Origin of the sequence: Erwinia persicina (assembly GCF_014838825.1) — a bacterium.
Classification (GTDB): Bacteria; Pseudomonadota; Gammaproteobacteria; order Enterobacterales; family Enterobacteriaceae; genus Erwinia; species Erwinia persicina_A.
In genome coordinates this window covers 1,264,889-1,276,966 of sequence record NZ_JACYMO010000001.1, presented here as the reverse complement: position 1 = coordinate 1,276,966, position 12,078 = coordinate 1,264,889, and the positions used below count along the sequence as shown (strand labels likewise).

Genomic DNA, 12,078 nt, shown 5'->3' with positions numbered 1-12,078 from the left:
CTGGAGTATCAAAGGAAGCCCGTATGGAATTGATTCGTTTTGTTGTCGACTTCATTTTACATATCGACGTCCACCTCGCGGAACTGGTGGCCCAGTATGGTATCTGGGTCTATGCCATTCTGTTTTTGATCCTGTTCTGCGAAACTGGCCTGGTGGTGACCCCCTTCCTGCCGGGCGATTCTCTGCTGTTTGTGGCGGGGGCGCTGGCAGCACTGCCGGGGAACGACCTGAATGTACACACCATGGTGGCTCTGATGGTGGTGGCGGCCATCCTTGGCGATGCGGTGAACTACACGATCGGGCGGCTGTTTGGCGATAAGCTGTTCAGCAACCCTGACTCGAAAATTTTCCGCCGCAGCTATCTGGATAAAACCCATGCGTTTTACGCGCGTCATGGCGGCAAAACGATTATTCTGGCGCGTTTCGTGCCGATTGTGCGTACGTTCGCGCCGTTTGTGGCGGGAATGGGTAAGATGTCCTATCGTCATTTTGCCTTTTACAACGTCACGGGCGGTGTTCTGTGGGTACTGTTGTTTACCTATGCCGGTTATCTGTTTGGGAATTTTCCGGTGGTACAGGAAAACCTTAAGCTGTTGATTGTCGCGATTATCCTGCTCTCTGTGATGCCAGGGGTAATTGAAGTGGTGCGACATCGCCGGGCGGCACGCCAGCAGAAACAGGAATGAAAAAACGCTCAGGCCAGCCCCCTCCGACCAGATTTTTATCCACAGTGACGGGCGGTTATGGTTTAATGAGCGATAAATTATGGTTTGCGCTACTGCATCAGGCGGCAGCGTAGAAAAGAAAAACTGGCGTCCCCCAGCAGGGGTGCCAGGTTCAAACAGAAAGGTCATCAATGAGCTGGATTGAACGAATTCTCAATAAGAGCACCATCACCCCCTCGCGCAAAGCAAGTATTCCTGAAGGGGTGTGGACGAAATGTGATAGCTGCGGGCAGGTTCTCTACCGCGCCGAGCTGGAACGTAATCTGGAAGTCTGTCCGAAGTGCGACCACCATATGCGTATGCATGGTCGCGATCGTCTGCACAGCGTGCTTGACGAAGGCTCAATGGTTGAGCTGGGCAGCGAACTGGAACCCAAAGATGTGCTCAAGTTCCGGGATTCTAAAAAATACAAAGATCGTCTGGTCGCGGCTCAGAAAGAGACTAACGAAACCGACGCGCTGATCGTGATGAAAGGGACCCTGCACGGGATGCCGGTCGTGGCGGCCGCGTTTGAGTTCTCCTTTATGGGCGGCTCGATGGGTTCCGTGGTGGGCGCACGCTTTGTACGTGCGGTAGAGCAGGCGCTGGAAGATAACTGTCCGATGATCTGTTTCTCCGCTTCTGGCGGTGCCCGTATGCAGGAAGCGCTGATGTCGCTGATGCAGATGGCAAAAACCAGTGCGGCTCTGGCAAAGATGCAGGCCCGCGGCCTGCCGTATATCTCCGTGCTGACTGACCCAACCATGGGCGGCGTGTCCGCCAGTTTTGCCATGCTGGGCGATCTGAACATTGCTGAACCCAAAGCGCTGATCGGTTTTGCCGGTCCGCGCGTCATTGAGCAGACCGTCCGCGAGAAATTGCCGCCGGGCTTCCAGCGCAGTGAGTTCCTGATCGAAAAAGGGGCCATCGATATGATCGTGCGCCGCCCGGTGATGCGCTTCAAGCTGGCCAGCGTGCTGGCGAAAATGATGAATCTGCCTGCCCCGCAGGAAGATGACGTCAAAGAAGACGTAGCCGATGATGCCGCGCCCCAGAGCCACGAGGCCTGACCGATGATGAGAAAGGGGCTCCGCGCCCCTTTTACCAATGAACCGTAACGCTGTGAACGGGACACATGGATAATCTTCCTCAAGCCACGTCGCCTCTTGCCACGTGGCTTTATTATCTTGAGCATTTACACGCTCAGGCTATCGAACTCGGGCTGGATCGTATCCGGCACGTTGCCACTTCTCTCGACCTGCTGAAACCCGCCCCTGTGGTGTTCACCGTAGCCGGAACTAATGGTAAAGGCACAACCTGCCGAACCCTTGAAACCGTGCTGATGGCGGCGGGCTATCGCGTGGGCGTTTACAGTTCGCCGCATCTGGTGCGCTATACCGAACGGGTGCGCATTCAGGGTGAGGAACTGGCGGAGTCCGCGCACACGGCCTCGTTTGCTGCCATCGAAGCCGGGCGCGGGGAGACTTCGCTGACCTATTTCGAATACGGTACGCTGTCGGCGCTGTGGCTGTTCAGGCAGGCGGCGCTTGACGTGGTGATCCTCGAAGTGGGCCTGGGTGGGCGTCTGGATGCCACCAACATCGTCGATGCCGATGTCGCGGTGGTGACCAGCATCGCGCTGGATCATACCGACTGGCTCGGGCCGGATCGCGACAGCATTGGCCGTGAGAAAGCCGGGATCTTCCGGGCGGATAAGCCTGCCGTCGTCGGTGAGCCGGATATGCCGCAGACGATTGCAGAGGTTGCGGCGGAGAAGGGCGCACGGCTGCTACAGCGTGACCGCGACTGGTCCTGTAGCATCACCGCTGAGAGCTGGTCTTTCCGTGATGCTCATGGCAGCATTGACCGCCTCCCAATGCCGCAGGTGCCGTTACCCAATGCGGCGACGGCGCTGGCTGCTCTGCGCGCCTCACCGCTGAAGGTCGAGGAGGCGGTGATCCGCCGCTCGCTGCATCAGGCGATGCTGCCCGGGCGCTTCCAGACAGTGGCTGAATCACCGCGCGTGATCCTCGATGTGGCACACAATCCCCATGCGGCAGCCTACCTGGCCGGTCGCCTGGCGGAAGTGCCGCGCAGCGGTAAGGTGCACGCCGTGGTGGGCATGCTGCACGATAAGGATATTGCCGGTACGCTGGCCTGCCTCAGTCCGCAGGTGGACTATTGGTACTGCGCACCGCTGGACGGCCCGCGCGGCGCGACGGCGGCGCAGCTGATGGCGCATATTCATGGCGCACAGGCGTTTGACTCGGTTGAGCTCGCGTGGCACCAGGCGCGGCAACAGGCGTCAGAACAGGATATTGTGCTGGTGTGTGGGTCCTTCCACACCGTGGCGCAGGTTATGGAAACGATGGAAACGGAGAACGGCAGTGGCCAGTAAGTTTCAAAACCGTTTAGTCGGAACCATCATCATTGTGGCGCTGGGCGTGATTGTGCTGCCCGGCTTGCTCGATGGTAAGAAGAAGCACTATAAAGAGGAGTTCGCTGCCATTCCGCTGGTGCCGAAACCGGAAGATCAGCAGGAAACCGATCTGGTGCCACCGGTGACGCAGTCGTTGCCGGCACAGCCGCCGGAAGGGGCAGGGGCCGCGATCAGCGCGGGCAGCAGTTCTGCGGAAAACGCTTCTCAGGCCGACAGTGGATCCACTGCGCCGCAGTCGCGCAATGAGCCTACGGTGGTGACCCCGCCGCCGGTGAAACCGGTGCAACAGCCACCGAAAGTAGTAGAAAAACCGAAGCCGCAGCCGAAGCCCGTGGAGAAACCGGTCGAGAAGCCGAAGCCGGTGGAGAAACCGAAACCGGTAGAGACCCCAGCGGCGAAAGTGGAAACCCCGGCGGAGACCCGGCCCGCAGCTACCGAGACCGCGCCGACAGGCCAGGCCTGGGTCGTACAGCTCGGCGCGCTGAAGAATGCCGCAAAAGTGAATGAGATTGTTGCGCAGCTGCGCCTGTCGGGCTATCGCGCCTTTACTGTTCCGGCCACGCCGGTGCAGGGGCAGATCACCCGTATCTACGTTGGGCCGGACGCATCGAAAGCGAAGATGCAGGCTGCCGTAGGCGCACTGCAGGGTATTTCGGGACTGGGCGGCGTGGTGAAACCTTACTCCGTTCGTTAAGTGGTTTGGGCCCGCCGTTTTCTCAAGCGCCGGGTGCTTATTGCGGCAGTTCATCCCCCACGCGCCCGGAGCCGACACTGTGCTGTTCCGGGCGTTGTGCGTGAGGAGACTGGCAAATCAAGGTATTGCGTAGGGGGATTTCGCAGGGGCAATCCGCCCCTGTGGAGGGTTTTTTTTAACCTCGTTGTTAATTTAAATCGTACCAGGAAAACCCTACGCAAACGTTTTCTTTTTCTGTTAGAATTCGCCCCGAACTGAGGCAGCATCTCCCTGAAACTGTGCAACAGGGGGATACAGGCTGTGACAGGGGCTTGGTCACTGGAAGCGTTCATGATCTGGATAGATTACGTCATTATTGCGGTTATTGGTTTTTCGGCTCTCGTCAGCCTGATCCGAGGATTTGTCCGGGAAGCTCTTTCTCTCGTCACCTGGGGTTGCGCATTTTTTGTCGCCAGTCATTACTACTCTTTCCTTGCCGTCTGGTTCACCGGATTTGAAGATGAACTGGTTCGAAATGGAATAGCCGTTGCGGTGTTATTCATTGCTACCCTGATTGTCGGGGCCATTGTTAACTATGTAATTGGTTCGCTGGTTGAAAAAACCGGCCTGTCGGGAACCGACAGAGTCCTCGGCGTCTGTTTTGGGGCATTACGCGGCGTGCTGATTGTGGCAGCCATGTTGTTTTTCCTCGACACATTCACCGGCTTTTCCAAAAGCCCGGACTGGCAGCAGTCCCAGCTAATCCCTCAGTTCAGTAGCATCATCAGGTGGTTTTTTGATTACCTGAAAAGCACGTCGAGTTTTTTGCCCCGGTAATCGCACCGGGGTCGCGGCTTATGAGGAAATGTCAATATGTGCGGTATTGTCGGGATCGCCGGTTTTGCACCGGTCAACCAGTCGATTTATGACGCGTTAACGGTGCTTCAGCACCGTGGGCAGGATGCCGCAGGCATCGTTACCATTGATGCATTGAATTGCTTCCGTCTGCGTAAAGCAAACGGCCTGGTCAGCGATGTATTTGAAGCCCGCCACATGCAGCGTATGCAGGGCAACATGGGTATCGGCCACGTGCGTTACCCAACGGCAGGAAGCTCCAGCGCTTCTGAAGCCCAGCCTTTCTATGTGAACTCCCCTTATGGTATTACCCTTGCCCATAACGGCAACCTGACCAACGCCCACGAGCTGCGCAAAGAGCTGTTCGAAACCGGACGCCGGCATGTTAATACCACTTCGGATTCCGAAATTCTGCTGAATATCTTTGCGCAGGAAATCGATCGCTTCCAGCATGACCCGCTGGAAGCAGAAAACATCTTCTCTGCGGTGGCCGCCGTGCATCAGCGCGTGCGCGGGGCATACGCCTGCGTTGCGATGATCATCGGCCACGGCCTGGTGGCCTTCCGCGATCCTAACGGTATTCGCCCGCTGGTCATTGGCAAACGCGCCATGGCCGACGGCCGCATCGAGTATATGGTGGCCTCCGAAAGCGTGGCGCTGGATACACTCGGTTTTGAATTCCTGCGCGATGTGGCACCGGGTGAAGCCGTTTACGTGACTGAAAAGGGCCAGCTCTCTACCCGGCAGTGTGCTGAGAATCCAAAGTGGAACCCGTGCCTGTTCGAGTATGTGTACTTTGCACGTCCGGATTCCTTCCTCGACAAGATTTCGGTGTACAGCGCCCGCGTGCGCATGGGGACTAAGCTCGGTGCCAAGATCGCCCGCGAATGGGAAGATCTGGATATCGACGTGGTGATCCCGATCCCGGAAACCTCCTGCGATATCGCCCTGGAGATGGCACGTATTCTCGACAAGCCATACCGTCAGGGCTTTGTGAAGAACCGCTACGTGGGACGTACCTTTATTATGCCGGGCCAGCACCTGCGTCGTAGCGCGGTCCGCCGCAAGCTTAACGCCAACCGTGCTGAATTCCGGGGTAAAAACGTCCTGCTGGTGGATGACTCCATCGTGCGCGGCACCACCTCTGAGCAGATTATCGAAATGGCGCGGGAAGCCGGGGCGAAAAAGGTTTACCTTGCCTCTGCGGCACCGGAAATTCGCTTCCCGAACGTCTACGGCATTGATATGCCGAGCGCCACTGAGCTGATCGCTCACGGCCGCGAAGTGGAAGAGATCCGCCAGCTGATCGGTGCCGATGCGCTGATCTTCCAGGATTTGAGCGACCTGATTGAAGCGGTGCGTGAAGAGAACCCGGATATTGCCCAGTTTGAATGCTCGGTGTTCGATGGTATCTACGTAACGAAAGACGTCGACCAGCAGTACCTTGAGTATCTGCAGTCATTGCGTAATGACGATGCGAAAGCGATGCAGCGTCAGAACGAGACTGAAAATCTGGAAATGCATAACGAAGGCTAAACCCCGTCATCGGGCAAAGACTGTTGACGCCGGGTGGCGTTTGCTCACCCCGGTGACGCGTGGTCTGTGCTGCCGGGAAGCCGCCGTTATCTAACTCGAACTGTTCAGGGTATTTAGGCTAAGATGGGCCGGAAGCGATTCCGGCCCATTTTTTTAAGGATTATCTATGAAGCGACTCATTATTGGCATCTCTGGCGCCAGCGGGGTGATTTACGGCATCCGCACGCTGCAAATCTTGCAGCAGGTGAGCGGGGTAGAGACGCACCTGATAATGAGCCAGGCTGCGCGTCAGACGCTGGCGCTGGAAAGCGACTATTCCCTGCGTCAGGTGCAGGCGCTGGCCGATGTGGTTCATGATGCGCGCGATATTGCGGCCAGCATCTCGTCGGGCTCCTATAAAACCGACGGTATGGCCATTCTTCCCTGTTCGATGAAGACTCTGTCTGGCATTGTTCACAGCTACAGTGATGGCCTGCTGACGCGTGCCGCCGATGTGGTGCTCAAAGAGCGCCGCCGTCTGGTGCTGTGCGTACGTGAAACTCCCCTGCATCTGGGGCATCTGCGCATGATGACCACCGCTGCTGAACTGGGTGCCATTATTATGCCGCCGGTACCGGCTTTTTATCACCGCCCACAAAATGTGATGGATATTGTCGACCAGACGGTGAACCGCGTGCTGGACCAGTTCGATATTGAGCTGGATGAGGATCTCTTCACGCGCTGGCAAGGTGCATAACCTGCGTTATCATGCACTGTTAACGTGCAAATGTTGGTGCTGAATCGCTTTTCGTGCAAGTTGTGCACCAACATGAAACATTGTTCCCCCCGCCTGCTAACAAATCTGCTATAAATTTCCCTGCAAACTGAGTCATCACGGTGTCTGGGGCATCCTGCGATATAAACAGCCCTTTGCCACAAAATGTGGCACGGAACCTGCTAATTGTATTGTGCATCTCACTGTGCAGAAACATCACGAACATAAAAAATAATATTCGAAACTGAGGATAGTTTATGAAAAAGCAGGTCCTGGCTCTCTCCCTGTTAATGTCCATCACAGCTGCAGGCAGCGCGTTTGCTGCCGGTCCAAAAACACTGCGTATCGGTACTGATCCGACTTACGCCCCGTTCGAAATGAAAAATGCGCAGGGTCAGCTGGTCGGTTTTGATATCGATCTGGCGACCGAAATCTGTAAACGTATGGAGACCAAGTGTACGTTTGTGGAAAGCGACTTTGATGCGCTGATCCCGTCGCTGAAAGCGAAGAAGATTGATGCCATCATCTCCTCCCTGTCGATTACTGAAAAACGCCAGCAGGAGATTGCCTTCTCTGAAAAACTGTATGCAGCAAACTCCCGCCTGATTGCACCGAAAGGCTCTAAAATTCAGCCAACCCTCGACTCCCTGAAGGGCAAAACCATTGGTCTGCTGCAGGGCACCACGCAGGAAACCTACGCTAACGATAACTGGCGGCCAAAAGGCGTGACGGTCACTCCTTATGCAAACCAGGACCTGGTGTATCAGGATCTGACCGCAGGCCGTATTGATGCCGCCTTCCAGGATGAAGTGGCTGCCAGCGAAGGCTTCCTCAAGCAGCCCGCCGGTAAAGAGTATGCGTTCGCCGGCCCGGCTGTGAAAGATGAGAAAATCTTCGGTGTGGGCACCGGTATGGGCATGAGCAAGGATAATCCTGAGCTGAAAGCCGCTATTGATAAAGCGTTCGATGAAATGCGCAAAGATGGCACCTACGACAAATTAGCTAAAAAATACTTCGATTTTGANGCGGCTGTTCGTAAGATTAAGATAGAAAGACAGGATGTGCTTATGCTGTATGGCTACTCTGAAGTCATTTTTAAAGGCGCGATGGTGACCCTGGAGCTGGCTCTCAGCTCGGTGGTGTTCGCCGTGGTGCTTGGATTGATTGGCGCCGGGGCCAAACTCTCCAACAGCCGTGTGCTGGTCATTATATTTGAAGGATACACCACGCTGATCCGCGGCGTGCCGGACCTGGTTCTGATGCTACTGATCTTCTATGGTCTGCAGATTGCACTGAATCAGGTCACGGATTTCCTCGGCCTGTCGCAGTTCGATATCGATCCGATGGTCGCCGGGATTATTACTCTGGGCTTTATCTACGGAGCCTATTTCACCGAAACCTTTCGCGGAGCCTATATGGCGGTGCCGAAAGGGCAGATCGAAGCCGCCACGGCCTTCGGTTTTACCCGTTCCCAAACCTTTCGTCGCGTGCTGTTCCCTGGCATGATGCGCTTTGCGTTACCGGGTATTGGCAACAACTGGCAGGTGATCCTGAAGGCCACGGCGCTGGTGTCGCTTCTGGGGCTGGAAGACGTGGTAAAAGCTACGCAGCTGGCCGGCAAATCGACCTGGGAACCGTTCTATTTCGCGATTGTTGCGGGCGTTATCTACCTGATCTTTACCACGCTCTCCAACGGAGTGCTGTGGTGGCTGGAACGTCGTTATACGGTGGGTGTGAAAAGGGCTGATCTATGATTGAGATTATTCAGGAGTACTGGAAAGCCCTGCTGTGGACCGACGGTTACCGCTTCTCCGGCGTGGCCATCACGCTCTGGCTGCTGGTGGTATCCGTGGTACTGGGCGGCTGTATGGCGGTGCTGATGTCGATAGCCCGCGTGTCCCCCATCAGAGCCATCCGTTTTCCGGTGTGGCTGTTTACTTATATTTTTCGCGGCACGCCGCTGTATGTTCAGCTGCTGGTGTTCTACTCCGGGATGTACACGCTGGAAGTCGTGAAAGGCACCGAGATGCTGAATGCTTTCTTCCGCAGCGGGCTGAACTGTACGCTGCTGGCGCTGACGCTCAACACCTGTGCTTACACCACGGAAATCTTTGCCGGTGCCATTCGTTCCGTGCCGCACGGCGAGATCGAGGCCGCGCGTGCATATGGCTTTTCCACTTTCAAACTCTATCGTTGCATTATCATGCCTTCCGCGCTGCGCTCCGCATTGCCGGCTTACAGTAATGAAGTGATCCTGATGCTGCACTCTACGGCGCTGGCGTTTACCGCGACGGTGCCTGACCTGCTGAAAGTGGCCCGCGATATTAACTCAGCCACCTATCAGCCATTTATTGCTTTTGGCATAGCGGCTGTGCTGTATCTGATTATTTCCTATGTGTTGATTAGTCTGTTCCGTAAAGCGGAAAAACGCTGGCTGGCGCACGTTAAACCTTCCTCTTCACATTGAGTAAAACACCATGGCTGATAATAAATTAAGCGTCACCGAGCTGCATAAACGTTACGGTGAGCATGAGGTGCTGAAGGGGGTTTCGCTGCAGGCAAATGCCGGAGATGTGATCAGTATTATCGGTTCATCCGGCTCCGGCAAGAGTACCTTCCTGCGCTGTATTAACTTCCTCGAAAAACCGAGCGAAGGCACCATTTCGGTGAACAACCAGAATATCAATCTGGTCCGCGATACCGATGGCCAGCTGAAAGTCTCCAATAAAGAACAGCTGCGGATGCTGCGGACCCGACTGACGATGGTGTTCCAGCACTTCAACCTCTGGAGCCATATGACGGTGCTGGAGAACGTGATGGAAGCCCCGGTGCAGGTGCTGGGCTTAAGCAAGGCCGAAGCCCGTGACCGCGCTATCCGCTATCTCGACAAGGTGGGGATTGACGAGCGTGCCCGCGCCAAGTATCCGGTGCACCTGTCAGGCGGCCAGCAGCAGCGTGTATCTATTGCCCGTGCGCTGGCGATGGAGCCTGAAGTGCTGCTGTTTGATGAACCGACCTCTGCGCTTGACCCGGAGCTGGTGGGTGAGGTGCTGCGCATTATGCAGAAGCTGGCGGAGGAGGGGAAAACCATGGTCGTGGTCACGCACGAGATGGAGTTTGCGCGTCATGTGTCGAGCCATGTGATTTTCCTGCATCAGGGGAAAATTGAGGAGGAGGGGCCGCCTGAAGAGGTGTTCAATCAGCCGAAGAGTACGCGACTGCAGCAGTTTCTGTCAGGCGCGTTGAAATAATATCACTCACCAGGGGCGGACCTTCTGTTGCGGTCCGCCCGTGACCGACCCGCCTGCTTTCGCCTGCGGTGAATAAAGGATCGTCCCTTACGGGATCACATCCGCCAGCGCTTTGTCTAACTCATACCAGCGAAAACGAAACCCCGACGCCTCAAGCCGCTGCGGTACCACATGCTGCCCGCCGAGGACCAGTACCGAGGACTCCCCCATCATCAGGCGGATCGCCGCTGCGGGCGTGCGCATAAACGCCGGACGGTGCATCGCTTTACCCAGCGCGGCGGCAAACTGCTCGTTGCGAACCGCGTAGGGGGCCACAAGGTTAAAGGGGCCGTCCAGTTCAGGATGATCCAGCAACCAGATAATGCCATTTACCGCATCCTCCAGATGTACCCAGGGTAAATACTGTTTACCGTCACCCAGCGGCCCGCCGATGCCGAGCTTAAAGGGCAGCTTCATCTTCTCCAGCGCCCCCCCTTTCTCAGACAGCACCACGCCGGTTCGCAACAGACAGACGCGGGTGCGCTCACTTTGCGCCTGCAGGGCCAGCTGTTCCCAGCGGGCGCAGAGCGCATGGGTAAACTCGGCATGTCCGGGGTCGTCTTCGGTTACGATCGGGTCGCCGCTGTCGCCGTAGAAACCTGTAGCCGAGCCTGAAATCAGCACGGCAGGCGGTGTGCTGCTGGCCAGGATCAGTTCAGCCAGACGCTGGGTGATCTGCCAGCGGCTGTCGCACAGCCGCCGTTTCTGCGGCTCGCTCCAGCGTTTTGCGGCAATAGACTCTCCGGCCAGGTTGATCACGGCATCAATACCGTTCAAATCCTGCTGCTGATCCAGCCCTGACCACAGGCTGACCCTGTCACTCAGGCTGTGCCGGGCGGCGGCGACATCACGTGTCACCACGCTGATCTGGTGGCCTGCCTGGAGCAGTTGGTCGATGAGCGGGCGTCCAATTAGCCCTGTACCGCCGGTAATCAGAATATGCATGCGGTTTATCCTCCAAGATGCCAGTAAGTTACCCTGCATTCAGCATAGGATAAGATGGCAGGATTGCGCGTGACCCCGCGCACGGGCAGGCGCGGATGTCACGTGTTCTGAAAGAGAAAACATAACCCTTCTGGAGATTGCCTTCGGCGGAAAAAATCGGTAAACAGGATGTTCCTATCCGTGAACGTCAGAGGACGTCCTGATGAGCTACCCCCCGATCCTGCTGTGGTCAGATTCCCGATTTTTTAGCCCGTATGTGATGTCGGTGTATGTTGCCCTGCGTGAAAAAGGCCTGCCCTTTACCCTGAAGCCGGTGGATCTGGCGACTCAGGAGCATCACCAGCCGGCGTACAGCCAGGTATCGCTGACGCAGCGCGTGCCAACGCTACAGGTGGACAGCTTCGTGCTGTCGGAGTCTTCGGCCATTACGGAATACCTGGAAGACCGTTTCCCGGCGCCAGACCATGAGCGTCTGTATCCGCGTGATAGCGAAAAAAGGGCCAAAGCGCGTGAGATTCAGGCCTGGCTGCGCAGTGATTTTATGCCAATCCGCCAGCAGCGGCCGACGGAGGTGATGTTTGCCGGTGAGCGTTTTGCACCGCTGGATGCCGCCGGCCAGCAGGCGGCCGCAAAGCTGATCGATGCGGTTGGGCGTTTGCTGCCAGAGGGCCAGCATAACCTGTATGGCGAGTGGTCAATTGCGGATACTGACCTGGCGGTGATGCTGAACCGTCTGGCACTGCACGGCGATCCACTGCCGTCGCGTCTGGCAGAGTATGCGCATTTTCAGTGGCAGCGCGCTTCGGTTCAGCTGTGGCTGGCCGAGTCGGCAAAGGTTGCCCGCAGATGAGCACAAATTGATGATTGCGTCGCAACGCGTT

The 12,078-nt window shown here is 56.6% G+C and carries 12 protein-coding genes and 1 pseudogene; 12 read left to right on the top strand and 1 reads right to left on the bottom strand.

The window, feature by feature from the left end:
* Positions 1-23 precede the first annotated feature (23 nt).
* From IFU29_RS05710 to hisP, 11 genes and pseudogenes are all read left to right on the top strand, one after another.
* Positions 24-686, top strand: coding sequence for a DedA family protein (locus IFU29_RS05710; RefSeq protein WP_191933020.1), 663 nt, complete (start codon positions 24-26; stop codon positions 684-686).
* Between the two features lie 170 nt (positions 687-856).
* Positions 857-1,774: an acetyl-CoA carboxylase, carboxyltransferase subunit beta gene (accD, locus tag IFU29_RS05705; protein ID WP_191933019.1), complete on the top strand. Its 918-nt coding sequence runs from the start codon at positions 857-859 to the stop codon at positions 1,772-1,774.
* Between the two features lie 65 nt (positions 1,775-1,839).
* Positions 1,840-3,102 carry a bifunctional tetrahydrofolate synthase/dihydrofolate synthase gene (gene folC / locus IFU29_RS05700; RefSeq protein WP_191933018.1) on the top strand — a complete coding sequence of 421 codons (1,263 nt, stop codon included), beginning with the start codon at positions 1,840-1,842 and terminating at the stop codon, positions 3,100-3,102.
* Positions 3,092-3,838, top strand: a complete 747-nt coding sequence (gene dedD, locus IFU29_RS05695; protein ID WP_191933017.1) for a cell division protein DedD — start codon at positions 3,092-3,094, stop codon at positions 3,836-3,838. Before folC ends, dedD begins: the two co-directional genes overlap by 11 nt.
* 330 nt (positions 3,839-4,168) lie before the next feature.
* Entirely contained in the window at positions 4,169-4,654 is a 486-nt protein-coding gene (cvpA, locus tag IFU29_RS05690) for a colicin V production protein (RefSeq protein ID WP_062742975.1), read from the top strand.
* Positions 4,655-4,690: 36 nt separating this feature from the next.
* Positions 4,691-6,208: an amidophosphoribosyltransferase gene (purF, locus tag IFU29_RS05685; protein WP_062742974.1), complete on the top strand. Its 1,518-nt coding sequence runs from the start codon at positions 4,691-4,693 to the stop codon at positions 6,206-6,208.
* Positions 6,209-6,374: 166 nt separating this feature from the next.
* Positions 6,375-6,944 carry a UbiX family flavin prenyltransferase gene (locus IFU29_RS05680; RefSeq protein ID WP_062742973.1) on the top strand — a complete coding sequence of 190 codons (570 nt, stop codon included), beginning with the start codon at positions 6,375-6,377 and terminating at the stop codon, positions 6,942-6,944.
* 275 nt (positions 6,945-7,219) lie between these two features.
* Positions 7,220-7,986 (top strand): annotated as a pseudogene (gene argT / locus IFU29_RS05675) (lysine/arginine/ornithine ABC transporter substrate-binding protein ArgT); the annotation flags it as partial.
* A gap of 43 nt (positions 7,987-8,029) precedes the next feature.
* Positions 8,030-8,716, top strand: a complete 687-nt coding sequence (locus IFU29_RS05670) for a histidine ABC transporter permease HisQ (protein ID WP_191933138.1) — start codon at positions 8,030-8,032, stop codon at positions 8,714-8,716.
* Complete coding sequence (locus IFU29_RS05665; RefSeq protein WP_062742970.1) at positions 8,713-9,429, top strand: ABC transporter permease; 717 nt, start codon at positions 8,713-8,715, stop codon at positions 9,427-9,429. Before IFU29_RS05670 ends, IFU29_RS05665 begins: the two co-directional genes overlap by 4 nt.
* A 10-nt stretch (positions 9,430-9,439) precedes the next feature.
* Positions 9,440-10,213, top strand: a complete 774-nt coding sequence (gene hisP, locus IFU29_RS05660; RefSeq protein WP_191933016.1) for a histidine ABC transporter ATP-binding protein HisP — start codon at positions 9,440-9,442, stop codon at positions 10,211-10,213.
* A gap of 87 nt (positions 10,214-10,300) precedes the next feature.
* Here hisP and IFU29_RS05655 read toward each other — a convergent pair whose 3' ends face one another.
* Positions 10,301-11,197, bottom strand: a complete 897-nt coding sequence (locus IFU29_RS05655) for a TIGR01777 family oxidoreductase (protein ID WP_191933015.1) — start codon at positions 11,195-11,197, stop codon at positions 10,301-10,303.
* 202 nt (positions 11,198-11,399) lie between these two features.
* Here IFU29_RS05655 and yfcF point away from each other — a divergent pair, with 202 nt between their 5' ends.
* Positions 11,400-12,047 carry a glutathione transferase gene (gene yfcF / locus IFU29_RS05650; RefSeq protein ID WP_191933014.1) on the top strand — a complete coding sequence of 216 codons (648 nt, stop codon included), beginning with the start codon at positions 11,400-11,402 and terminating at the stop codon, positions 12,045-12,047.
* Positions 12,048-12,078: the final 31 nt, after the last annotated feature.

Coding starts and splice junctions, on each gene's coding strand:
- hisP (WP_191933016.1), top strand. CDS start 9,440: ATGGCTGATAATAAATTAAGCGTCACCGAGCTGCATAAACGTTACGGT.
- IFU29_RS05680 (WP_062742973.1), top strand. CDS start 6,375: ATGAAGCGACTCATTATTGGCATCTCTGGCGCCAGCGGGGTGATTTAC.
- yfcF (WP_191933014.1), top strand. CDS start 11,400: ATGAGCTACCCCCCGATCCTGCTGTGGTCAGATTCCCGATTTTTTAGC.
- folC (WP_191933018.1), top strand. CDS start 1,840: ATGGATAATCTTCCTCAAGCCACGTCGCCTCTTGCCACGTGGCTTTAT.
- purF (WP_062742974.1), top strand. CDS start 4,691: ATGTGCGGTATTGTCGGGATCGCCGGTTTTGCACCGGTCAACCAGTCG.
- IFU29_RS05655 (WP_191933015.1), bottom strand. CDS start 11,197: ATGCATATTCTGATTACCGGCGGTACAGGGCTAATTGGACGCCCGCTC.
- IFU29_RS05665 (WP_062742970.1), top strand. CDS start 8,713: ATGATTGAGATTATTCAGGAGTACTGGAAAGCCCTGCTGTGGACCGAC.
- accD (WP_191933019.1), top strand. CDS start 857: ATGAGCTGGATTGAACGAATTCTCAATAAGAGCACCATCACCCCCTCG.
- IFU29_RS05670 (WP_191933138.1), top strand. CDS start 8,030: ATGCTGTATGGCTACTCTGAAGTCATTTTTAAAGGCGCGATGGTGACC.
- cvpA (WP_062742975.1), top strand. CDS start 4,169: ATGATCTGGATAGATTACGTCATTATTGCGGTTATTGGTTTTTCGGCT.
- IFU29_RS05710 (WP_191933020.1), top strand. CDS start 24: ATGGAATTGATTCGTTTTGTTGTCGACTTCATTTTACATATCGACGTC.